Origin of the sequence: Streptomyces cylindrosporus, assembly GCF_022698165.1 — a bacterium.
In the GTDB taxonomy this organism is placed as follows: domain Bacteria; phylum Actinomycetota; class Actinomycetes; order Streptomycetales; family Streptomycetaceae; genus Streptomyces; species Streptomyces cylindrosporus.
In genome coordinates, this window is sequence record NZ_JALDAY010000012.1 from 324,320 (window position 1) to 346,991 (window position 22,672).

19 protein-coding genes are annotated in these 22,672 nt (G+C 71.2%); 13 read left to right on the plus strand and 6 right to left on the minus strand.

The features are described from left to right. Window positions 1-95: 95 nt before the first annotated feature. Window positions 96-2,390: an ArnT family glycosyltransferase gene (locus tag MQP27_RS36525; protein ID WP_242773319.1), complete on the minus strand. Its 2,295-nt coding sequence runs from the start codon at window positions 2,388-2,390 to the stop codon at window positions 96-98. Window positions 2,391-2,547: 157 nt separating this feature from the next. On the opposite strand from MQP27_RS36525, the gene MQP27_RS36530 reads away from it, so the two are divergent. Together MQP27_RS36530 and MQP27_RS36535 are read left to right on the plus strand one after the other, a co-directional pair. Continuing rightward, window positions 2,548-3,405, plus strand: coding sequence for a serine hydrolase (locus tag MQP27_RS36530; RefSeq protein ID WP_242773321.1), 858 nt, complete (start codon window positions 2,548-2,550; stop codon window positions 3,403-3,405). A 53-nt stretch (window positions 3,406-3,458) separates the two neighbouring features. Then, on the plus strand, window positions 3,459-4,511 hold the full coding sequence (locus MQP27_RS36535) for an esterase-like activity of phytase family protein (RefSeq protein ID WP_242773323.1): 1,053 nt from the start codon (window positions 3,459-3,461) through the stop codon (window positions 4,509-4,511). 31 nt (window positions 4,512-4,542) lie between these two features. Here MQP27_RS36535 and MQP27_RS36540 read toward each other — a convergent pair whose 3' ends face one another. Then, entirely contained in the window at window positions 4,543-5,736 is a 1,194-nt protein-coding gene (locus MQP27_RS36540; protein WP_242773325.1) for a serine hydrolase domain-containing protein, read from the minus strand. Window positions 5,737-5,853: 117 nt separating this feature from the next. Between MQP27_RS36540 and MQP27_RS36545 the strand changes: the two genes are divergently transcribed. The 6 genes from MQP27_RS36545 (at window position 5,854) to MQP27_RS51775 (ending at window position 13,515) form a co-directional block, all read left to right on the plus strand. Continuing rightward, window positions 5,854-6,510 carry a response regulator transcription factor gene (locus MQP27_RS36545; RefSeq protein ID WP_242773327.1) on the plus strand — a complete coding sequence of 219 codons (657 nt, stop codon included), beginning with the start codon at window positions 5,854-5,856 and terminating at the stop codon, window positions 6,508-6,510. Window positions 6,511-6,514: 4 nt separating this feature from the next. After that, entirely contained in the window at window positions 6,515-7,684 is a 1,170-nt protein-coding gene (locus tag MQP27_RS36550; protein WP_242773329.1) for a sensor histidine kinase, read from the plus strand. A 63-nt stretch (window positions 7,685-7,747) separates the two neighbouring features. Next, complete coding sequence (locus MQP27_RS36555; RefSeq protein ID WP_242773331.1) at window positions 7,748-11,467, plus strand: ABC transporter ATP-binding protein; 3,720 nt, start codon at window positions 7,748-7,750, stop codon at window positions 11,465-11,467. A 78-nt stretch (window positions 11,468-11,545) separates the two neighbouring features. Continuing rightward, window positions 11,546-11,938, plus strand: a complete 393-nt coding sequence (locus tag MQP27_RS36560; protein WP_242773334.1) for a hypothetical protein — start codon at window positions 11,546-11,548, stop codon at window positions 11,936-11,938. Window positions 11,939-12,106: 168 nt separating this feature from the next. After that, window positions 12,107-13,438, plus strand: a complete 1,332-nt coding sequence (locus tag MQP27_RS36565) for an RNA-guided endonuclease InsQ/TnpB family protein (protein ID WP_242773337.1) — start codon at window positions 12,107-12,109, stop codon at window positions 13,436-13,438. Beyond that, the gene (locus MQP27_RS51775; RefSeq protein ID WP_372511411.1) at window positions 13,387-13,515 is read left to right on the plus strand and encodes a hypothetical protein; all 129 of its coding nucleotides are present in this window, start codon (window positions 13,387-13,389) and stop codon (window positions 13,513-13,515) included. The genes MQP27_RS36565 and MQP27_RS51775 overlap by 52 nt, the downstream gene beginning before the upstream one ends. Window positions 13,516-13,571: 56 nt before the next feature. On the opposite strand, the gene MQP27_RS36570 is transcribed toward MQP27_RS51775, so the two are convergent. Then, window positions 13,572-14,237, minus strand: a complete 666-nt coding sequence (locus tag MQP27_RS36570; RefSeq protein WP_242773339.1) for an esterase/lipase family protein — start codon at window positions 14,235-14,237, stop codon at window positions 13,572-13,574. Between the two features lie 190 nt (window positions 14,238-14,427). Here MQP27_RS36570 and MQP27_RS51780 point away from each other — a divergent pair, with 190 nt between their 5' ends. From MQP27_RS51780 to MQP27_RS36590, 5 genes are all read left to right on the plus strand, one after another. Next, window positions 14,428-14,502 carry a putative leader peptide gene (locus MQP27_RS51780; protein ID WP_372511412.1) on the plus strand — a complete coding sequence of 25 codons (75 nt, stop codon included), beginning with the start codon at window positions 14,428-14,430 and terminating at the stop codon, window positions 14,500-14,502. Between the two features lie 120 nt (window positions 14,503-14,622). Further along, the gene (locus MQP27_RS36575; protein ID WP_242773342.1) at window positions 14,623-15,720 is read left to right on the plus strand and encodes an LLM class flavin-dependent oxidoreductase; all 1,098 of its coding nucleotides are present in this window, start codon (window positions 14,623-14,625) and stop codon (window positions 15,718-15,720) included. 23 nt (window positions 15,721-15,743) lie between these two features. Further along, complete coding sequence (locus MQP27_RS36580; protein WP_242773343.1) at window positions 15,744-17,051, plus strand: ABC transporter substrate-binding protein; 1,308 nt, start codon at window positions 15,744-15,746, stop codon at window positions 17,049-17,051. Then, window positions 17,026-17,919, plus strand: coding sequence for a carbohydrate ABC transporter permease (locus MQP27_RS36585; RefSeq protein ID WP_242773345.1), 894 nt, complete (start codon window positions 17,026-17,028; stop codon window positions 17,917-17,919). The genes MQP27_RS36580 and MQP27_RS36585 overlap by 26 nt, the downstream gene beginning before the upstream one ends. Then, window positions 17,919-18,731 (plus strand): carbohydrate ABC transporter permease, encoded by an 813-nt coding sequence (locus MQP27_RS36590; protein WP_242773347.1) that lies wholly within the window; start codon window positions 17,919-17,921, stop codon window positions 18,729-18,731. Before MQP27_RS36585 ends, MQP27_RS36590 begins: the two co-directional genes overlap by 1 nt. Window positions 18,732-18,750: 19 nt before the next feature. Here MQP27_RS36590 and MQP27_RS36595 read toward each other — a convergent pair whose 3' ends face one another. The 3 genes from MQP27_RS36595 to MQP27_RS36605 form a co-directional block, all read right to left on the minus strand. Further along, window positions 18,751-19,752, minus strand: coding sequence for a LacI family DNA-binding transcriptional regulator (locus tag MQP27_RS36595; protein ID WP_242773350.1), 1,002 nt, complete (start codon window positions 19,750-19,752; stop codon window positions 18,751-18,753). 53 nt (window positions 19,753-19,805) lie between these two features. After that, window positions 19,806-20,441, minus strand: coding sequence for a hypothetical protein (locus MQP27_RS36600; protein WP_242773353.1), 636 nt, complete (start codon window positions 20,439-20,441; stop codon window positions 19,806-19,808). 140 nt (window positions 20,442-20,581) lie between these two features. Further along, on the minus strand, window positions 20,582-22,375 hold the full coding sequence (locus MQP27_RS36605) for a glycoside hydrolase family 3 protein (RefSeq protein WP_242773354.1): 1,794 nt from the start codon (window positions 22,373-22,375) through the stop codon (window positions 20,582-20,584). Window positions 22,376-22,672: the final 297 nt, after the last annotated feature.

Sequence of the window (22,672 nt, forward strand, 5' to 3'; positions counted from 1 at the left end):
ATGAGGTCTCGGTGGTTAACGGAACGTTAAAAACGGCCCCCGACCGTGTGGTCGGGGGCCGTTGTCAGGCCGTGGTGCTGTCGTGCCTGTGTGCGTCAGCTGACGTCCGACGGGTCCAGGCGGTAGATCGACGCGGTGGTGGAGGTCGAGGTCGTACTCGACGTCGAGCCCGACGTCGAACTCTTGCTGTACGCGCTCTCCTTGACCGCCGTGCCGTGCGCCTTCACCCAGTTGGCGACCGCGGTGGCGAGCTGGTTGTTGCCGCCCATACCGCCGCCCATGCCGCCGCTGCTGATCTGGATGTAGTGCAGCTCGCCCTTCTTCACGATCTCCTTGAGCTTGGCGACCGTCATCCCGTTGTCGGAGCCGGTGAAGCCCCACATGGAGATGACCGGCTCCTGCGCGCTCAGCTCGATCTGCGCGGCACTCTGCGAATTGGACACCGCCAGCAGCCACTTGGCGCCGTCCTGGTGCTTCTTCAGGTACGCGATGAGCTCGCTGGACGCGCCGCCGCCCATCCCGCCACCGCCGCCGAAGCCGCCGCGCTGACCGGTCGTACCACCGCCGGGAGCCGTGCCGCCGCCCGGGGCCGTGCCGCCCGCGCCCGTCTCGCCGGTGCCGCCCGGTGCCGTACCGCCGGCTTCGCCGGTGCCGCCCGGAGCCTGGCCGTTGCCGCCCTGGGGCAGCTCGCCGTTCCCGCCGCCCGGCATCATCTGACCGCCGCCCGGAAGCTCACCGTTCTGACCGCCGCCGGGGAAGCCGCCCTCGGCCTGGCCGCCCGCCTGGTTGTTCTGGGTGCCGCCCGGCATCTCGCCGCCGCCCGGGAAACCGCCCCGGTTGCCGCCACCGCCGGGTCCGCCGCCGAAGCCGCCGCCCGTCGAGGGGCCCGCCGTCGGGTTCGAGCCGCCCATTCCGCCGCCGGTCGAGGAACCGAAGGCGGGCGAGGCGGCGTACGCCGTCGGGCCCGCGAGGGCCGCCACGGCCGCCGCGGCGACGGACACGGTGAGCAGGCGCGCCCTGTTGCCCGAGCGGAAGACCAGCAGGCCCGCGATCGCGAGCGCCATGACCACGGCGATCGCCGGCCACAGCCAGGTGTTCCAGCCGGAGGCCCGGCGCAGCAGCACGATCGCCCAGATGCCGGTGACACCGAAGGCGACCGGCAGCACCCACGCCCACCGCTTGTCGCGGCGGAACGCGTCCAGCAGCATCACGCCACCGCCGCCGCACAGCGCCGCGATGCCCGGGGCGAGCGCGGTCGTGTAGTACGGGTGCATGGTGCCCTGCGCGGTCGCGAAGATCACGTAGTGCAGGAGGGTCCAGCCGCCCCACAGGACCAGGCCCATGCGCCTGAGGTCGGTGCGCGGGGCGCGCCCGCACAGCACCAGGCCGCCGATCAGGGCGATCGCGGAGAAGGGCAGCAGCCAGGAGATCTGGCCGCCGAGGATGTCGTTGAACATCCGGCCCAGGCCCGCGGTGCCGGAGAAGCCGCCGCCCCCGCCGCCTCCGCCGCCGCCGCCGTTGCCCTCGCCGCCGAAGACGCGGCCGAGGCCGTCGTAACCCATGATCAGGTCCCAGGCGGTGCCGTCCGTGGAGCCGCCGATGTACGGGCGGTCGGAGGCGGGCACCAGGGAGACCGCGAGCGCCCACCAGAAGCTGAAGACGGCCAGGACCACCGCGGCCAGCAGCAGGTTGACGGCGCGCTTCACCCACGGGGCCTTCGAGGCGTACAGGTAGAGCGCGAAGACGGCCGGGAGGGCGATCCAGCCCGCCAGCAGCTTGGTGTTGAAGGCGAGGCCGAAGCAGGCGGCCGAGCCGAGCAGCGGCAGCAGCTTCTCGTCACGGGTGGCGCGCAGCGCGAGCGCCGCGCCCGCGACCATGAGGAACACCAGGATGGTGTCGGGGTTGTTGTCGCGGTTGATGGCGACGGTGATCGGGGTCAGCGCGAACACCAGCGCGGCGACGGCCGCCGCGCCGTGGCCCCACACCCGCTTCACGGACGCGTGCAGGATCCAGATCGCGCCGAGGCCGGCCAGCACCTGCGGCAGCATCATCTGCCAGGTGCCGAAGCCGAAGATCCGCGCCGACAGGCTCATCACCATCGTCGCGAACGGCGGTTTGTCGACGGTCATGAAGTTGCCCGGGTCCAGCGAGCCGAAGAACCAGGCCTTCCAGCTCTTCGTGCCGGCCCAGATGGCTCCGCTGTAGAAGGTGTTCAGGCTGGAGCCGGAGAGGTTCCAGGCGTACAGGACCGCCGCCAGGACCAGGATCGCGATCAGGGCGGGCAGCGACCAGCGGGGTGCCTTGTCCGGTGGCGCCGCCGGTGGGGTGGGCGGCGGCCAGTCGGCGGACACGGTCGGGGCGTGGGGGTGGGGATCGGTGGCAGACGTCACGACCGCATCGTGCAAAGGGGGCGTGGGTGCGCGCTGTGCCGAACCTGGCTCCTGGCTGTGAATTGGCAAAGGGGGCGGTAACGCCTTGGGCAGCCTTTGCCCAACGGGTCCGCCGATACGTACAACCATTCACCCGAACTTGTGTGTCAACAGGGGTATGACTCACGGGAGATCCACCAGACGTGCCAGAGCGCTCGCCACCGGGGCTCTCGGCCTCGGCGTGCTCATACCCGGCGTGGCCGCCGCCGCGCCCGCCGCCGCTGCCACCCCCACCGTCAGCTGTACGTCCTCCAAGGCGGCCCTCGCCACCAAGCTGCAGAAGGACATCACGGCCGCGCTGGCGGGCCGCAAGGGGACGGTCGCGGTCGGCCTCTACGACCGCTCCACCAGCACCACTTGCTCGCTGCGGGCCACCAACTCCTACGACTCCGCGAGCGTCGTGAAGGTGACCGTGCTCGCGACCCTCCTGTGGGACGCGAAGAAGCACAACCGCTACCTCACCGACACCGAGGCCGCCCGCGCCAAGGCCATGATCACCAAGTCGGACAACGACGCGACCAGCAAGCTCTGGAAGCAGCTCGGCCTGACGAAGATCAAGGGCTTCCTGAGCGCGGCCGGCATGACGAAGACCGTCCCCGGCGCCAACGGCTACTGGGGTCTGACCCAGATCAACGTCACCGACGAGCAGAAGCTGCTCAAGCTGATCACCGCGAAGAACTCGGTGCTGAGCGACAACTCCCGCGCCTACATCCTCAAGCTGATGGGCCAGGTCATCTCGTCCCAGCGCTGGGGCACCCCGTACGGCCGCCCGTCCGGGGTCACCTGGCACGTCAAGAACGGCTGGCTCCAGCGCTCCACGCACGGCTGGCGGGTGCACAGCGTCGGCACCTTCACCGGCGGCGGCCACGACTACATGATCACGGTGCTCACCTGGGACAACAGCACCATGAACTACGGCATTACGACCATCCAGGGCGTCGCAAAGGCAATTCACAAGGATCTGGCCGCAAGCTGACGCTTCACGCGGCGGTCTCCCGTCCGTCACCGACCCGCCCTACGGTGACGCCCATGCGCCTGAGAACCGTACTCGCGACCGCCACCGTGGCCCTGGCGGCGGCCACCTGTCTGTCCGCCGCCGGGACCGCCACCGCCGACGCCGACACCGGCACCAACTCGTCGGCCGCCCACGCCTGTTCGCCGTCCGTCTCCATCGACCGCTTCTCCGACGCGCTCGACAAGACGACGTACGACGGCACCTTCGTCGGCAACTTCTCCGCGCTCGCCGTGGACAAGGACGGCTCGCTCGCGGCCCTGGAGGACAGGTCGTCCCTGTTCGACCTGGACGCGAAGACGCTCGCGCCGAAGCGGGTCGTACAGCTCGCCGACGAGAACGGCGCCGCGCTCGACAGCGAGGGCCTGGTCATCGACCGGGACGGCACCCGGCTGATCACCTCCGAGACCGAGCCGTCGATCCGCCGCTACAGCGCCGACGGCAAGATCCTCGACCGGCTCCCGGTCCCGTCCTCGCTGCTCGTCGCCCCCGCCGGGCGGGCCACGACGAACCAGACCTTCGAGGGCCTGACCCTGCTCCCCGGCGGCCGCACGCTGCTCGCGTCGATGGAGTACGCGATCTCCGGCGACTCCACCGGCATCGTCCGCTTCCAGACCTGGAACCGCACCAAGGGCGACCACTGGCGGCTCGGCGCCCAGTACGCCTACCGCACCGACGAGGCCATCCTCGGCGTCCCCGAGGTGCAGGCCCTCCCCGACGGCAGGCTGCTCGTCCTGGAGCGCGGCTTCACCTCCGGCGTCGGCAACACCGTCCGGCTCTTCCTGGCCGACCCGCGCCACGCGACGGACACCAGCGGCATCGAGAACCTCACCGGCCAGGCAGGCGTCCGCCTGATCAAGAAGACCCTGCTCACGGACATCGCGACCTGCCCGTCCCTCGGCGCCACCGCCAAGCAGCCCCAGCCCAACCCCCTCCTCGACAACATCGAGGGCATGGTCGTCACGGGCCACGACAAGGACCGCTTCAAGGTCCTCCTGGTCAGCGACGACAACCAGAACACGGCCCAGACCACGCGCTTCTACTACCTCACGGTCAAGCCGGGCCACTGATCCGCCGACACCGGCCGGCCGGGCGTGGCCCTCACCGCCCGGCCGTGATCAGCTTCCGCGCGAGGCTCGCGATGTCCGGTACGACGGCGCCCGCGTGGTTGGAGAGCACCACCACGCCCCAGCCGGTCTCCGGGAACACCTCGACCGAGGTCGAGACGCCGAGGGTGCTGCCCCCGCCGTGGCTGAACGTCCACTGCCCCGAGACGAGCGCCCCGACGGGGCCGTAGCACTGGAACAGGGCCTGCGCGGGGACGCCGGTGCCGTCGCCGGTCGGGGCCGAGGGCGCCGGGGGCAGCGGCACCTTCCCGCTCAGCATCAGGGGTGTCCAGCCCGGGTCGAGGAGCTTCCCCCGCCACAGCAGCCGCCCGAAGCGGTCGAGATCCGCGCAGGTCGTGAACGCGTCCCCGGCCGGATCCCCCACGATGTACCGGGCCTCGGACACCCCGTCGGTCCAACTGCCCTGCTCGTCCGGGTAGTAGGGGTGCGCGATGCGCCGGTCGGCCTCCCACTGCGGTCTGGTGAGGAAGCGCGTCCGGGTCATCCCGGCCGCGGCGAAGACGTACTCGCGCACGTAGTCGTAGTACGACATCCCGGTCACCGCCTCGACGATCGCGCCGAGCAGGACGTAACCGGAATTGCTGTAACCCCATCCCGCGCCCGGCTCGAAGCCGGGCTCGGAGTGGCGTATGAGGTCCGTGAGGCCCTTCATGGTCTGCTCGGGGGTGGTCCAGCGGGCCTCGGCGTCCTCGTAGCCCGGCAGCATGTGCACGTCGCCGAACCCCGAGGTGTGGGTGAGGAGATGGTGGACGGTGACGTTCTCCGCGACGGAGGAGGGGAAGCCGTCGAGGTAGGTGCCGAGCCGGGCGCCGTAGGTGATCTTCCGCTGCTGGGCCAGTCGGTGGACGGCGAGCGCGGTGAACAGCTTCGTCACCGACGCCAGCGCGAAGAGCGTGTCCGGCCCGTTCGGGACGGCGCGCTGCCTGTCGGCCATGCCGTAGGAGCGGCTCAGCACGGTCCGGCCGTCGCGGGTCAGCAGCAGCGAGCCGGAGAACTCGTCGGCGGCCGCCTTGGCCGCCACGTACGCGTCGAACCTGCCGCCGGGCAGGAGACCCGAGGGCACCGGGAGGGGGCGCTCGTCGGCCGAGGCCGTGGCGGGGAGGGCGAGGCCGGCCGAGGCGACGCCGAGCGCGCCGATCACCGAACGCCGGGAGGGTCGGGCCAACATGGTTGATTCCTTTCGCCGTTGGGGGGACCGACGGCAGGTCTACCGGGCCGCTCCTATGCGTGATCGTTCGTCCGGCCATATGTGATCCATAGGTCCCGGTGGCGATAATCCGGGCCCATGAGGGTGCTCTTGGTGGAGGACGAACAGCCCCTGGCCGGCTACATCGCGGCTGGTCTGCGCAAGCACGGCTTCGCCGTCGACCTCGCCCTGGACGGCGGGGCGGCGCTGGAGAAGAGCGAGGTCAACTCGTACGACGTCGTGGTCCTCGACCGGAGCCTGCCGGTGGTGCACGGCGACACGGTGTGCCGTCGGCTGGCGGGCCGGGGCGTCACCCGCATCCTGATGCTCACCGCCTTCGGCGCGGTCGAGGACCGGGTCGACGGGCTGCTCCTCGGTGCCGACGACTATCTCGGCAAGCCGTTCGCGTTCTCCGAACTCGTCGCCCGGGTGCACGCGTTGGCGCGGCGCAGCGCCCCCGCCCGGCCGCCGGTGCTGCGGGCCGCCGACCTCACCCTCGACCCCGCGCGGCTCACCGCCGAACGCGCGGGCCGGCCGCTGTCCCTGGCGCCCAAGGAGTTCGGCGTGCTCACCCAGCTGCTGTCGGCCGGCGGTGCGGTGGTGAGCGCGGAGACCCTGCTGGAGAAGGTGTGGGACGAGCACGCGGATCCGTTCACCAACGCGGTCCGGATCACCGTCGGCACCCTGCGCCGCAAGCTCGGCGACCCGCCGCTGATCGACACCGTGACGGGCGCGGGCTACCGGCTGCGGGCGTGACACGGTGAGATCCCTCCGCCTGACCGCGCGCAGCCGGCTCACCCTGCTGTGTGCCGCGCTGGTGCTCACCACCGGAGCGCTGCTCAGCCTCTTCACCTATCTCCTGACCCGCCGGAGCCTGGGCGAGCACAAGATCGTCATGCAGTACGCCACCGCACCGGGCAGCGCCGGTCCGCCCCCGCCGCTGGACCCGTCGGAGCTGGCCAGACAGGTCCGCGACGACACCCTGGCCACCCTGGTGCGCCAGGAGTGGATCGCCCTGGCCGCGGTGACCCTGCTGGCCGTCCTGCTCGGCCGGCTGCTGGCGGGCCGGATACTGCGGCCGATCCGCACGATCTCCGCCACCGCCCGACGGCTGTCCGCGGAGAACCTGTCCGACCGGGTACCGGTGAGCCCGGCCCGCGACGAGCTGGCGGCCCTGGCCGAGACCGTCAACGGGATGCTCGACCGGATCCAGCGAGGCATCGCCGAACGCGACCGGGCGCTGGAGGGCCAGCGGCTGTTCACCGCCAACGCCGCGCATGAGCTGCGCACCCCGCTCGCCACCATGCGCACGGCGATCGACGTGACCCTCGACGGCGCGCCGGACCGGGCCGAGCTGCTGGCCATGGCCGAGGACGTCCGGGCCGCCGCCGACCGCGGCCACCGCACCCTGGACGGCCTGTTCGCGCTGGCCCACAGCCAGGCCGGCCTGGGCGAGACCCGCGCGGTGGACCTCGCCACGGTCACCGCCGGCGCACTCGCGGGCGCCGCCGCCGGGCTGGGCGCGAAACGCCTCACGGCACGCCAGGACCTGCGCCCGGCGCCCCTGCGCGGTGACCCGGTCCTCCTGGAACGCATGACCGCCAACCTGATCACCAACGCGGTCCGGCACAACCATCCCGGGGGCCGGATCACGGTGACCACCGGCCAGGCCGCGGACGGCAGCTTCCTCCGGGTGGCCAACACCGGCCCGATCGTCCCCGCCGAGCGCGTCGACCGTCTGCTGCACCCCTTCGTCCGCGGCGACGACAGCCGCTCCACCAGCGACGACGGCGCCGGGCTCGGGCTCTCCATCGTCCGGGCGGTGGTGCTCGCCCACCACGGCCGGATCACGGCGACCGCCAACCCCGACGGCGGCCTGGAGATCATGATCCGCTTCCCGGCAGCGGCCCCGAGTGTTGCGGAGGGATGAAATCCGGTGCCGTGGGTGTTGGTGCCTTCCGGTAGATCAGGAGTACTGACGGAAGGCACCGGCGTGGCAGTGCAACGGGGATGGGCGCGACGGCTGGCGGGATACGCCTGGCGGTATCCCAAGGACGTCCTCCTCGCCCTCGGCTCCTCGCTCGGCGGTATGGCCGTCATGGCGCTGGTCCCGCTGGTCACCAAGGTGATCATCGACGACGTCATCGGCGATCACAGCCGGGACATGGCCCCCTGGGCGGGGCTGCTGCTGGCCGCCGCCGTCGTCGTCTACGTCCTGACCTACATCCGCCGCTACTACGGCGGCCGTCTCGCCCTCGACGTCCAGCACGACCTGCGGACCGAGATGTTCGAGACGATCACCCGGCTCGACGGGCGCCGCCAGGACGAGCTGTCCACCGGCCAGGTCGTCGGCCGCGCCACCAGCGACCTCCAGCTGATCCAGGGCCTCCTCTTCATGCTCCCGATGACCATCGGGAACCTCCTGCTCTTCCTGATCTCCCTCGTGATCATGGCCTGGCTGTCGCTGCCGCTCACCCTGGTCGCCCTCGCCGTCGCCCCCGCCCTGTGGTGGATCGCCAAGCGCAGCCGCTCCCGGCTGCACCCCGCCACCTGGTACGCCCAGGCCCAGGCCGCCGCCGTCGCGGGCGTGGTCGACGGCGCCGTCAGCGGCGTACGCGTGGTGAAGGGGTTCGGGCAGGAGGACCAGGAGACCGGGAAGCTCAGGGAGGTCGGGCGCAGGCTCTTCGCCGGGCGGCTGCGCACCATCCGCCTGAACAGCACGTACACCCCGGCCCTCCAGGCCGTCCCCGCGCTCGGCCAGGTCGCCATGCTCGCCCTCGGCGGCTGGCTCGCCGTCCGCGGGCACATCACCCTCGGCACCTTCGTCGCCTTCTCCACCTATCTCGCCCAGCTCGTCGGCCCGGTCCGCATGCTCGCCATGGTCCTCACGGTCGGCCAGCAGGCCCGCGCCGGCACCGAGCGGGTCCTGGAGCTCATCGACACCGAGCCCTCGATGACGGACGGGACCAAGGAGCTTCCCGCCGACGCCCCCGCGACCGTCGAGTTCGACGACGTGTCCTTCGCATACGACGACGGACGCCCCGTCCTCGACGGGCTCAGCTTCGAGATCCGCCCGGGTGAGACCCTCGCGGTCGTCGGCTCCTCCGGCTCCGGCAAGTCGACCGTGTCCCTGTTGCTGCCCCGCTTCTACGACGTCACCCACGGCGCCGTCCTCGTCGGTGGCCACGACGTCCGCGAGCTGACCCTCGACTCGCTGAGGGCCGCGATCGGCCTGGTCCCCGAGGACTCCTTCCTCTTCTCCGACACGGTGCGCAACAACATCGCGTACGGCCGTCCCGACGCGACCGAGGAGGGGATCCGGCAGGCCGCCCGCGCCGCCCAGGCCGACCGCTTCATCGCGGAGCTCCCGGACGGCTACGACACCAAGGTCGGCGAACACGGCCTCACCCTCTCCGGCGGCCAGCGCCAGCGCGTCGCCCTGGCCCGCGCGATCCTCACCGACCCGCGGCTCCTCGTCCTCGACGACGCGACCTCCGCCGTGGACGCCCGCGTCGAGCACGAGATCCACGAGGCCCTCAAGCAGGTCATGCGGGGCCGCACGACCCTCCTCATCGCCCACCGCCGCTCCACCCTCAACCTCGCCGACCGCATCGCCGTCCTCGACGCCGGCCGTCTCGCCGACATCGGCACCCACGAGGAGCTCCAGCAGCGCTCGCCCCTCTACCGCCGCCTGCTCACCGACCCCGACGAACTCGGCGGAGTCTCGCCCGGCCACACCCAGCCCGCGTGCCCCCAGGAGGACACCTCCGTACGGGACGAGCTGGACGCCGAGTTCGACGCCGAGCGCGGCATCACCCCGCGGCTGTGGGCGGGCGAGCGCGTCCCCCGGGACACCGCGATGGAGGGCATGCCGGCCACGCCCGAACTCCTCGCCCAGGTCGACGCGTTGCCCCCGGCGACCGACACCCCGGACATCGACGAGGCGCGGGCGGTGCGGCCCGAGGAGTCGTACGGACTGACCCGGCTGCTACGAGGCTTCGGGCTCCCCCTGCTCGTCAGCCTCGGGCTGGTCGCCGTGGACGCCGGCATGGGGCTGCTCCTGCCCGTCCTGATCAGGCACGGCATCGACAAGGGCGTCACCGCGATGGCGCTCGGCGCGGTCTGGGCGGCGGCGCTGCTCGGGCTGCTCGCGGTGGTGGTGCAGTGGGCGGCGCAGATCGGCGAGACCCGGATGACCGGGCGGACCGGCGAGAGGGTGCTGTACTCGCTCCGCCTGAAGATCTTCGCGCAGCTCCAGCGGCTCGGACTCGACTACTACGAGCGGGAGTTGACCGGCCGGATCATGACGAGGATGACGACGGACGTCGACGCCCTCTCCACCTTCCTCCAGACCGGTCTGGTCACCGCGTTCGTCTCGGTCGTCACCTTCTTCGGCATCATGGTCGCGCTGCTGGTGATCGACGTGCAGCTGGCGCTGGTCGTCTTCGCGACGCTGCCGCCGCTGGTCGTCGGCACGTTCTTCTTCCGCCGGGCGAGCGTGAAGGCGTACGAACTCGCCCGTGAGCGCGTGTCGTTGGTCAACGCCGACCTCCAGGAGTCGGTGTCCGGCCTGAGGATCGTGCAGGCGTTCCGGCGCGAGCGGGACGGCGGGGCGCGGTTCGCGGAGCGCAGCGACAGCTACCGCAAGGCGCGCATCCGGGGTCAGTGGCTGATCTCGGTCTACTTCCCGTTCGTGCAGCTGCTGTCGTCGGTGGCCGCCGCGGCCGTGCTGATCGCGGGCGCGGGCCGGGTCGACGACGCCACGCTCACCACCGGCGCGCTGGTCGCCTACCTCCTCTACATCGACCTGTTCTTCGCGCCGGTCCAGCAGCTCTCCCAGGTCTTCGACGGCTACCAGCAGGCCACGGTCTCCCTCGGCCGCATCCAGGAACTCCTCCAGGAGCCGACCTCCACCAAGGCCGCGGACGAGCCCCTCGAAGTGCTCTCCCTGCGGGGCGAAGTGGCCTTCGAGGACGTGCACTTCGCGTACGGGGACGGCGAAGAGGCGCTGGGCGGCATCGAGTTGCGGATCCCGGCCGGGCAGACGGTGGCGTTCGTCGGCGAGACCGGCGCCGGAAAGTCCACGCTCGTGAAGCTGGTCGCGCGGTTCTACGACCCGACCGGCGGCCGGGTCACGGTCGACGGCACCGACCTCCGCGCCCTCGACATCACCTCGTACCGCCACCGGCTCGGCGTCGTCCCGCAGGAGGCGTACCTCTTCCAGGGCACCGTCCGCGACGCCATCGCCTACGGCCGCCCGGACGCGACCGACGCCGAGGTCGAGGCGGCGGCCCGCGCGGTCGGCGCGCACGAGATGATCGCGACCCTCGACGGCGGCTACCTCCACGAGGTCGCCGAGCGCGGCCGCAACCTCTCCGCGGGCCAGCGCCAGCTCATCGCCCTCGCCCGCGCCGAACTGGTCGACCCCGACATCCTCCTCCTGGACGAGGCGACGGCCGCCCTCGACCTGGCCACGGAGGCCCAGGTCAACCAGGCCACGGACCGCCTGACCGGCCGCCGCACCACCCTCGTCGTAGCCCACCGCCTGACCACCGCGGCCCGCGCCGACCGGGTCGTCGTCATGGACCACGGGCGGGTCGTGGAGGACGGCACGCACGACGAGCTGCTGGCCCTGGACGGGCGGTACGCCGAGCTGTGGCGGACCTTCGTGGGGGCGCCGGACACGGAGGAGCCGGTCGGGGCCTCCCGCTGACCGGCGTGCAACCGTCCGACATACGTCGTGCGTCCGTACAGCCGTACGCTTTCTGACGGCTGCACGGGAGGGACGACAGTGGACAGTGTTGCGATACGACGCCGGATCGCGCTCGGCACGGCCGTGCTCACCGCCTCCGGGCTGCTCGCGCTCGCCGCGCCGGGCAGCGCGCAGGCGGCCGACTCGTACTGCCCCGGACGCAAGGTGAAGGACCTGCCGTTCTCCACCGGCACCGTGCACGTCTACAAGGCCAACGGATACGTCTGCGCCGTCACCTTCCCCAAGCACTCCTCCACCGCCAAGCGCCCCATGTCGGTCAGCGTCCAGGCCCGCGGCAACCGCCCGGTCGTCGACAAGGGCCGCTACAGCCACCACGCCGGCCCGATCACCGTGCACGCCGGACACCGCTGCGTGTGGATCAAGGGCTCGGTGGGCTCGGGCAAGGTGAGCTCCGGCTGGATCCTCTGCTGACTCACAGGCATGAGGCGGGCACGCACACTCGCAGATGGTGTCCGGCGAAGTGTGATCACTCGTACGGGTGATGATGATCGATAGTGTGCATGTCCGGGGAACGTGCGATCTAGATTCGCGGGTATGACACGGTTTCGGATGTACCCCACGGACGAGCAGGAGCGGCGGATGCTGCTGCACTGCGCCCACGCGAGGTACGTGTGGAACCTCGCTGTCGAGCAGCATGGGTACTGGCAGCCGGGCCGGAAGGCGGCGCCCGGTTTCGCAGAGCAGTGCCGCCAGCTCACCGAGGCCCGGCGCGACAACGAGTGGCTGGCCGCCGGGAACGCGGATGTGCAGCAGCAGGCGCTCAAGGACTTCGCGAAGGCCAAGAGTGCCCGTTTCGCCTCTGGGTTCGGTGAGCCGACCTGGCGCAGGAAGCACCGGCACGAGGGCTTCAGGGTCATCGGCACCGACCGGGTGCCTGAGTACCACGCGGACGGTGCGCCGCTGGTGAACGCGAAGACCGGCAGGCGGGTCATGGGCCGCTCGGTCGTGGTGCAGAGGCTGAACCGCCGGTGGGCTCAGGTGAAAGTACCTGGCTGCGGCTGGGTCCGCCTCCGCCTCAGCGCGAAGGGCAAGGGCGCGGAGCTGCCTGAGGCGAAGACGTTCCGGGTCACCTTTCGTAACAACCAGTGGCACGCGGCGTTCGCCGTCGTCCCCGAGCCGGTTCCCGCGCCGGGTACGGGCGCGGTCATCGGCATCGACCGGGGCGTTGCCATCACGGCGGCGCTCTCCGACGGACGGAAGCTGAACTGCCCGCAGCTCACTGTCAAAGAACGCGCCCAGATCCGCAAGCACCAACGTCGCGCGGCCCGCGCCCCCAAGGGCAGCGAGCGGAAGACGGCTGAGTACACCAAGGCCGCCAAGCTCAAAGCCCGCGAGGTGAACCGACGCAAAGACTGGTGTGAGAAGAGCTCGACGATGCTCGCCCGCACCTGTGATCTTGTGCGGTTCGAGAAGCTGAACATCAAGAACATGACCCGCGCGGCCAGGGGAACTGTCGAGCAGCCAGGCCGAGGCGTCCGGCAGAAGGCCGGACTGAACCGGGCGATCCTTGCCCAGGGCTGGGGCCTGCTCCGGCAGCGAACGGGGCACAAGGCTCCCGGCCGGGTCGAGGATGTCCCCGCGCCTTATACATCTCTCCGGTGCAGCGCCTGCGGATGGATCGAGAAGAGGTCGCGCAAGAGTCAAGCCGACTTCGTCTGCGTGTCCTGCGGGTTCACCTGTAACGCCGATGAGAACGCGAGCGTCAATGTCGCGGCAGGACAGGGCGGGATCCCCCGCCCCCGGCGTATAGCCGGTGCCGGAGGGGTGACGGCGGCCACGAGCCGTTCGAACGCCCGTGAACCTCAGCCCGCCTGGGTTGGAATCCCCCTCTTTGAGGGGGAGGATGTCAATTCCCGTACATCGAGAAGAAGTACGTCCGGTACGGCTACGAGCCGCCCCGGAACTTCGTAAGGGTTCGAAGGGCGCGTACGTACGATACGAAGCTGGACGTCCGTGACGTGGAGCGGGAGCCCGCGCTGCGGCCGTGACGGCCTCGACTCCGGTGCGCCGCACACCAGCCAGGCGCACCGGAGCCACACCCGACCTACCCCAGCACGTCCCGCACCTGCACGTACACGTCGTAGTCGTCGTTCATGTCACTGTGCGTCCGGCACCCGGACGTGGCGTTCACCGCGCCCGCCAGCACCGTGCTGTCGTCGGGGTTGATGTACTGGTCGCAGGTCGAGCGGAAGGTGAAGTAGGCCGTCCCGCCCGGGGTTTCGTCCCCTGCGTTGAGCGCGGTGAGGAAGTCGCTGCCGGCCACCATCTCGGAGCACGAGGTGTAGAGCCAGGCGCAGAGCAGGGCGGTGCTGGTGCCGTGGTTGGGGCCGGCCAGCGAGACATAGCGGTCGACGTACTGGGTGCCGCCGAGGAACTTCAGGTAGTAGCGGCTGTTGAGGGAGCCCATGGAGTGGGTGACCAGGTCGACCTTGTCGGCGCCCGTCTCGGCTCTCACGGACCGTACGTAGTCGGCGAGTTCGGCCGCCGTCGTCGCGTTGGACCGCGTGCTGTCGTAGTCGAAGGTGAACAGGCGGTCGGCCGCGTAACCGTCGGCCTCGAAGTCGGCGATCCACTCGTCCCAGACCGAGGTGGGGGCCGAGTAGCCGTGCACGAAGACGATGGGGTCGGGTTGCGTGGCCGCCCGGGCGGGGGCGGGGAGCAGCAGGCCGAGGAGCAGGGCCAGCAGGAGGGCACCGTGTCTGATCTTCACGACACGGCGTTCTACGCGCCGGTAACCAGCCGCCGGAAGCCCTGCCGCACGCCCGCCATGAGCTCGCAACGGCCGTCCACGCTCCCGTCACCGCGGTCAAACCGCGTGCAACACGGCCGCAACAATCCCGCTGTCCACGCTGCGAGACTCCCATCTCGCGTGTCACTTCCGGTGTGTATAGTCCGGCCCCATGGATTCCGGTGTCGAGCTCGTGAAGCGCGCGCACGTCGACCTGCTCAGGGTCGCCGCGTCGCTGTGTAGCTGACCCCACGCGCCCCTTTTCGGCTTTTCGGCGCCTTTTCCCCTTCTCTCCAACGCCCCTGACCCGCTGTCCTCGGCGTGATTCAACGTTGCACCTGCTCCTTCTGGAGACCCGGAGACCCCCATGACCGTGCGTCTGCACTGGTTCCTGCCCACCACCGGCGACGACCGCAGCGTGGTCGGCGTGACCGCCCGAGACTCGCTCCAGTCCCGCTCCACCGCCCGCCCGCCCACGCTCGACTACCTCGCCCAGGTCGCCCGCGCCGCCGAGTCGGCCGGATTCGAGGCCGTGCTGACCCCGACCGGCAGCGACTGCGAGGACTCCTGGCTGACCACGGCCGCCCTGATCCCGCAGACCAGCAGGCTGAGGTTCCTGGTCGCGTTCCGCCCTGGCGTGATCGCCCCGCCGCTCGCCGCCCAGATGACGGCCACCTACCAACGGCTGTCCGGCGGACGGCTGTTGCTCAACATCGTCACCGGCTCCGACGCCGACGAGCAGCGCGCCTACGGCGACTTCCTGGCCAAGGACGACCGTTACGCCCGTACCGGAGAGTTCCTCGAACTGCTCCACCGGGCTTGGTCGGGGGAGTCGTACGACTTCGAGGGCGCCCACTACCGGGTCGCCGGCGGACGCCTGCGCAGGCCCCCGCTGACCCGCCCGCCGGTCTTCTTCGGCGGCTCCTCCGAGGCCGCCCTCCCGGTCGCCGCCCGCCATGCGGACACGTATCTCACCTGGGGCGAGCCCCCGGCCGCCGTCGAGAAGAAGATCGCCCGCGTGCGGGACCTGGCCGCCGCCGAGGGCCGGGAGCTGTCGTACGGCATCCGGCTGCACGTCATCAGCCGGGACACCGCCGCCGAGGCGTGGGCGGAGGCCGACCGCATCCTGGACAGCCTCGACCCGGCGGCGATCAAGGCCGCCCACGAGCGGTTCAGCCGCTCGGAGTCCACCGGCCAGCGGGCGATGGCCGCGCTGAGCGGGGGCCGCACCGACCGGCTGGAGATCCACCCCAACCTGTGGGCCGGCTTCGGCCTGGTCCGGCCCGGCGCCGGCACCGCCCTCGTCGGCAGCCACGAGCAGGTCGCCGAGCGCATCGAGGAGTACGCCGCCCTCGGCATCGAGCACTTCATCCTGTCCGGCCAGCCGCACCTGGAGGAGGCGATCCGGTTCGGCGAGTGCGTCCGGCCGCTGCTCTCTCGCCAGCTCGCCACCACCGCCCTCTGAAACGTCCGAAAGGGAGACCCCTCATGTCCCGCACGCTCGACAGAAGCCTCGATCGAAGGACCGCCCTCCGTCTCTTCGCCGCCTCCGGCCTCGGTCTCGGCCTCGCCGCCTGCGCCGGACCGGGCGGCGGGTCCACCGCGTCCGGCGCCAAGAGCTCCGCCCTCGCCACCTCCGGCACCGTGAAGGGCACGGTCTCCTTCGCGCACTGGCGGGCCGAGGACAAGGCGGTCATCGCCCAGCTGATCAAGGCGTTCGTGAAGAAGTACCCGGACGCGGGCGTCGAGCAGGACATCTCCCCGTCCGCCGACTACCAGACCACCGCCCTGCGCCGCATCCAGGGCTCCAAGACCGGCGACCTGTTCACCGCCTTCCGGGGCGCGCAGTTCGAGCAGATCGTCAAGGCCGGGGTCTACAGCCCGCTCACCGGCACGGACGTCATAGCCAAGTATCAGGCGAGCCTGATAACTCCCGGCGCGCAGAAGGGGGTTCAGTACGGCCTTCCGTACCAGCTCGTCTTCAACATGCCGCTCGCCAACACCGACGCCCTCGACAAGGCGGGCCACACCAGCGCGCCGACGGACTGGGACTCCACCCTCCAGCTCCTCGACGACCTCAAGTCCAAGGGCTACACCCCGATCGCCTGGCCGGGCGGCGACACGGCCAACGCGGGCCAGCTGCTCAACACGATGGTCATGAACAACGCGCCCAGCGACGACATGTTCACGAAGATCGAGTCGGGCGAGTACAAGGTGACCGACGACTGGTTCCTCACCACGCTGAAGCAGTACGCCCAGCTCACGCCCTACTTCCAGGCCCGCGCCACCGGCTCCACCACCGACGCCGTCACGCAGCTGTTCGCGGAGGGCAAGGCGGGCCTGCTGGCGGTCGGCTCCTTCCAGATGGCGGGAGTGCGGGCACTGGGCGCCAAGTTCCCCTTCGACCTGGTCGCCCCCATCACCACCACCGCCGCGAAGGCCAAGTACCAGGGCGTCTTCAACACCACCTTCATCCTCGGCGTGAACAGCGCCTCCGACGTCCAGCCGGCCGCCTACGCCTTCCTGGAGTTCCTCAGCGCCCCCGCGAACGCCGGTACTTACGCCAACGGCACCGGCCAGCACGTCACTGTCGAGGGCGTCGACTACACCAACACCGACCTCAAGGCGGTCGCCCCCTGGCTGACGAAGAAGACCCAGCTCGCCCCCCGCTTCCAGTTCCTCAACCTCGACATCCGGACCGCCGTCGAGAACGCGGCCGTGGCCGTCGTAGGAGGGAAGAAGCCGGCGCAGGCGGCCGAGGAGGCCCAGCGTGTCATCGACCAGAAGCGGTCGTAGCGGGCGCCGGGCGCGGGCACTGTGGTTCTTCCCGGTGCCCGCGCTCGCCCTCTACCTGTTCTTCTTCGCCTACCCGACCCTCCAGGCGTTCCAGTACGCCCTGACGGACTGGGACGGCTACAGCGCGACCTACCACAACGTCGGCCTGCACAACCTCACCCGACTGGCCACCGCCGACGACACGTTCAGGAACGCGGCCGAGAACAACCTGAAGCTGACGGTCGTGGTCGTGCTGGCCCAGACGGCACTGGCCCTCGGGCTGGCCCTGTACCTGGTCCGCACGACCAGGGCCTCCACCCTCCTCCGGGCCGTCTTCTTCCTCCCCACGGTCCTGTCCTCCGTCTCGGTCGCCTTCGTGTGGCGTTTCGTGTACGACCCTGACGGCGGCCTCCTCAACTCCGCGCTGCGCGCTGTCGGGTTGGGCGGCTGGCAGTCCGTCTATCTCGGCAACCCGAACACGGCCGTGTTCTGGCTGGCGCTGACCCAGGTGTGGTTCCACGCCGGCCAGATGATGGTCGTCTTCATCGCCGGACTCCAGGCGATACCAAGGGAGTTGTACGAGGCGGCCGAGCTGGACGGAGCCGGGCGCTGGAGCCGGTTCCGTTACGTCACCTGGCCGTTGGTGGCCCCCGCGACCGGGATCGTCCTCGCCTACACCACGGTCCAGTCCTTCAAGGCCTTCGACCTGGTCCTCGGCCTCGGCGGCAACCCGCCCGGACCCGCCCTGGACATCCTGTCCACCCGGGTCTACACGACCTTCTCCAACAACCAGTTCGGCTACGCGGCCGCCCAGTCCCTGGTGTTCATGGCGCTGATCGCGCTGCTCACCTGGGTGCAGCGGCGGGCGATACGAAGGGCGACCGCCTGATGACGAAGACCCTGCGGCCCGCTGTCCTCACCCTCGGGGTGGCCGTCGTCGTACTCCCGCTCCTGGTGGTGCTGTTCGGCACCTTCAAGACGCTGCCGCAGCTGTTCGACTCGCCGCTGTCCCCGCCGTCCTCGCCGACGCTGGACAACTACCGGCAGGCGGTGGACGAGGGCGGTCTGGGCACGGCGTTCGTCAACAGCGCGGTGGTCACCGCGGGAGCGGTGCTGCTGACGCTGGTGGTGGCGAGCCTCGCCGCGTTCTTCTGCGCGCGGGTGCCGGGGCGGGCGGGCTGGATCGTGTTCGGTGTCCTCGTCGCGGGCCTCGCGGTGCCGGCACAGGCGGCGATCGTGCCGCAGTACGTCCTCTTCGACCGCCTCGGCCTCACCGACAGCCTCCTCGGCCTGATCCTGGTCGACACGACGATGACCCTCCCCACGGCCGTGTTCATCCTCGGCGGCTTCCTGCGCTCCATCCCCGAAGAGCTGTACGAGGCCGCCGAGTTGGACGGCGCCGGCCCGCTGCGGGCGTTCCGCTCGATCGCCCTGCCGCTGACCCGCCCGGCGCTCGCGACGACGGCCATCTTCCTCTTCGTGATGGACTGGAACGACCTGCTGTATCCACTGCTGTTCGTCCGCTCCCAAGACCAACGGACGCTGCCCCTGGCCCTGTTGAACTTCCAGGGCGAGTTCCTGACCCGGTACCCGCTGCTGTTCGCGGGCGTGGTGATCGCGTCGGCGCCCGTGGTGGTCGTGTACGTCCTGCTGCAGAAGCACTTCGTGTCGGGGCTCACGGCGGGCGCGGTACGGGGCTGACCACCACCGGGACGCGAAGTCAGCCGCTCTCCCGTACGACCAGCCGATGGCCCGCGAGCAGCACGGACGGCTCCTTCGCCTCGGCACCCCCTATCCGCCGCACCAGCGCCCCCACCGCCAACCGCGCCAGCGCCCCCTTGTCCGGCGCGACGGTCGTCAGCGGCGGCGCGGTGTAGCGGGAGGCCTCGACGTCGTCGAACCCGACCACGGCGACGTCCCCGGGAATGCCCAACCCCCGCTCCCGTACGACGGCCAGCGCCCCCTCCGCCATCGCGTCGGCGAAACAGAACACCGCGTCCGGCGGCTCGGCCAGCTCCAGCAGCGCCCGCATCGCCGCCGCCCCGTCGGCCCGGCCGTACGCGGCCACGGCGGGCGCGAGCGCCTCCTCGTACCGCAGCCCGGCCGCCTCCAGCGCCTGCCGGTACCCGGCGAGCCGCGTCGCCGAGGTCGCCGCGTGCGGCACGGTCTGCCGCCCGATGACGGCGACCCGCCGCCGCCCCCGCGCCAGCAGATGCGCGGTCGCCTCCCGCGCCGCGCCCGTGTTGTCGATGGTGATGTGCGGGCACGGCAGCTCGTGCACCCGCTCCCCGAGCAGCACCAGCGGCACCCCCACCTGCGCCGCGGCCCGGTCGTCCAGCGCGAGCGGGCTGAGGATCACCCCGTCCACCAGCGGATCCGTACGCCCCAGGGCGATCTCCAGCTCGGCCTCCGGATGCCCCCCGGTCGCCTCCACGAGCAGCGTGCACCCCTGCGCCGCGGCCTCCCGCAGCACATGCCCGGCGAGTTCGGCGAAGTACGGCATCGACAGCTCGGGCACGGCCAGCAGCAGCACCCCGCTGCGGCCGGTGCGCAGCCGCCGCGCGGCGGTGTTGGGCCGGTAGCCCAGCTCCTCGACGGCACGCAGCACGCGCTCACGGGTGGCCTCGGAGAAACGTCCGGTGTCCCGCACCACGTTGGACACGGTCCGCATGGACACGCCCGCCCGCTCCGCAACCTCCTTGAGCCCGATGTCCGCACGCATCGGCCCACCTTAGGGCGCGCTCACGCCACTTCGGTCATCCCGTCATCCAGCGTTCACACCCGCCGGGCGCAGCCCACGGCCCGCGGACCCTCCAGGTGCACGTACAACGCGGTGGCAGCCGGGCAGTCGGCCCGCTTCCCGACGGCCTTCACCACCTCGTACTGCGGCTTCCGCTTCCCGCTCCCGTCGCACGCGGTCTCCCGGACCTGCCCGCTCCCGGACCCGTAGACGCAGTCCCCGACGATGGTGCGCGGACCGCCCCCGCCGCCCGGATCCCCGGGATGCGGCGGCTCCAGGTTCCGCATGCACGCATAGCCCTGCGGCACCGCCCCGTCGCCGTCCTCGTCGGAGCCGGGGCTCTGCTGGCTGATGTGCAGCACGAAGTCCGTGGTCGCCGGGCACAACGGCCCCGACCCGACGGTCCCGTCGAACCGGGCCACCACCCGCGCCGCGGCCCGCTCGCTGGTGCACGGCACCTCGGTGAAGCTCGTCGTACCGAACGAACTGCACTCGTCGACCGCGAGGAACACCGCCCCGTAGCCCGAGGGACGCGTCGAGGCCGCCCGCGGTGTCGACGTGGGCGTGTCGTCCTTCTCGGCGGCCGACGAGAAGGCCTGGCAGCCGGTCAGCAGGGCGGCGACCAGCATCAGCAGTGCGCAGACCACCCCCGCGGAACATCTCTCACGCATCGTAATCCCCCCGGGCACCTCCCCAGATGACCCGCATCCAGCGTGACCCGCCACAGCGGGCGCACGCCAGACGCGCGGGATGCTTTGAGCACTTTGGGGGTCGTACGCCCGTTGCGCGGCGTACGACCCCTACGTCACCTCTAGTACGACAGCCCGTAACCGATGGGGTACAGCACCTGGGCCGGGTCGTCGGCCCGCTGCACCGGCACCGGCAGCTTCCCGCGTGGGGCCACCTTCCCGGCGATGACGCGGGCGGCCGCGCGCAGCTCGACGTCGGTCCAGGAGTATGACGCCAAGCAGGCCGGGACGGAAGGGAGTTGGGCCACGTCGTACGGGTTGCGGACGGCGACCGCGACGACCGGCTTCCCGGTCGCCACCAACTGCTCGGCGAGCGTCTTCTGAGAGCTGCCCGCGGTGACGTTGTAGGTGGCGATGACGACCGCGTCCGCCTCCTGGGCCGCCGCGACGGCTTTCGCGATGGCGGCCGCGGAGGGGGCCGTCCCCGTGGACAGGGCCGTCGCCGTGAAGCCGAGTTCGGTGAGGGCGGTCGCGAGGACGCCGGTGGGCGGCCCGGTCGTGCCGGACGGGGAGGCCGGATCGGCGCCCACGACGAGCACCTTCTTCCGCGTCCGCCGCGACAGCGGCAGCAGCCCGCCCTTGTTGACCAGCAGGGTCGTGGTCCGCTCGGCTATCCGGTCGGCGGCGGCGAGGTGCGCGTCCGTGCCGACCACCCGGTCGACGCCAGCCCGGCTGACGTACGGCTTCTCGAAGAGCCCGAGCCGCGCCTTCAGCCGCAGGATCCGCAGGATCGACTCGTCCAGCCGCGCCTCGGTCAACTCCCCTTCCTGTACGGCCTTCAGGACGGCGTTCCAGGCGGTCGCGAGGTCGGGCGGGTTGAGGAGCTGGTCGACACCGGCCTTGAGGGCGAGCACGGGCACCCGGTCGTCGCCGTACTTGGTCCGCACGCCCTCCATGCCCAGGGAGTCGGTCACCACGACCCCGTCGTAGCCGAGTTCGCCCCGCAGGATGCCGGTGAGGATCGGCTGGGAGAGGGTGGCCGGGTCGCCGGAGTCGTCCAGGGCCGGGAACTGGATGTGCGCGGTCATGATCGAGCCGATGCCGGCCTTGATCGCGGCCCGGAAGGGGACCGCGTCCAGCTTCTCCCAGACCTCGCGGGTGTGGGTGATGACCGGGAAGCCGTAGTGGCTGTCGACGGCCGTGTCGCCGTGCCCCGGGAAGTGCTTGGCGGTGGCGGCGACGGAGGACCGCTGGTACCCCTGGACCTCCGCGGCGACCAGGCCCGCCACCGCGTCCGGGTCGGCGCCGAAGGAGCGGACGCCGATGACCGGGTTGGCGGGGTTGATGTTCACGTCCGCGTCGGGGGAGTAGTCCTGGTTGATGCCGATCGCGCGCAGCTCGGCGCCCGAGATACGGCCGAGGGTGCGGGCGTCCGCGCGGGAGCCGCCGGCGCCCATCGCCATGGCGCCCGGGAAGAGGGTGGCGGGCTTGCCGACGCGGCACACTATGCCGTGCTCCTGGTCGGTGGTGACGAGCAGCGGCAGCCCGCGAGGCTGCGTGAGCGAGGCGCGCTGAACGCCATTGGACAGGTCGGCGATCTGGTGCGGGTTCTCGGTGTTGTGCGCCCAGGTGAAGTAGATGATGCCGCCCACGCGGTACTTCGCGATCAGCTCGGCCGCCGTGCGGACGCCGATCTCCTTCAGATTGGCGTCGACGTCGGCCTGGGCGGGGTCGGTGGCGGAGTCGCCGTACACCCGCATGACGAAGAGCTGGCCGACCTTCTCCTCCAGGGTCATCCGGGAGATGAGCGAGCGGAGCTTCTTGTCGTCGGGGGTGTCGGCGTAGGCGGGGGTGCCGAGTGCCAGGGCCGCGGTGACGCCTGCGCCGGCGGCGAGGACGGTACGTCTGGTGGGCACGTGCGCTCCTTCCGGAGTGATCCGGAGTGATCCTGACTGATCCACTGAAGGAAACTTCCGTCGGGGAAGCAATATCCGGGAAGTTTCTGCCAGTCAAGGGAGTGCGCACGCACCGGCGTGGCCGGAGAGGGGCCGCCATCGGCGCTGTTGGAGGGGGGCGCGCCGATGGCGGCTGTGCTGCCGGCCGCAGTACGGCGGAGAGGGTAGGTCAGCGATCGCAGCCAGCAGCGAGGGCCGACACCGCACGGCGGAGACTCATCCGGCAGCTTGCGGGTTGGACGAACCGTACGGGGGGAG

Coding starts and splice junctions, on each gene's coding strand:
- MQP27_RS36530 (WP_242773321.1), top strand. CDS start 2,548: ATGACTCACGGGAGATCCACCAGACGTGCCAGAGCGCTCGCCACCGGG.
- MQP27_RS36535 (WP_242773323.1), top strand. CDS start 3,459: ATGCGCCTGAGAACCGTACTCGCGACCGCCACCGTGGCCCTGGCGGCG.
- MQP27_RS36540 (WP_242773325.1), bottom strand. CDS start 5,736: ATGTTGGCCCGACCCTCCCGGCGTTCGGTGATCGGCGCGCTCGGCGTC.
- MQP27_RS36545 (WP_242773327.1), top strand. CDS start 5,854: ATGAGGGTGCTCTTGGTGGAGGACGAACAGCCCCTGGCCGGCTACATC.
- MQP27_RS36565 (WP_242773337.1), top strand. CDS start 12,107: ATGCTGCTGCACTGCGCCCACGCGAGGTACGTGTGGAACCTCGCTGTC.
- MQP27_RS36575 (WP_242773342.1), top strand. CDS start 14,623: ATGACCGTGCGTCTGCACTGGTTCCTGCCCACCACCGGCGACGACCGC.
- MQP27_RS36580 (WP_242773343.1), top strand. CDS start 15,744: ATGTCCCGCACGCTCGACAGAAGCCTCGATCGAAGGACCGCCCTCCGT.
- MQP27_RS36590 (WP_242773347.1), top strand. CDS start 17,919: ATGACGAAGACCCTGCGGCCCGCTGTCCTCACCCTCGGGGTGGCCGTC.
- MQP27_RS36595 (WP_242773350.1), bottom strand. CDS start 19,752: ATGCGTGCGGACATCGGGCTCAAGGAGGTTGCGGAGCGGGCGGGCGTG.
- MQP27_RS36600 (WP_242773353.1), bottom strand. CDS start 20,441: ATGCGTGAGAGATGTTCCGCGGGGGTGGTCTGCGCACTGCTGATGCTG.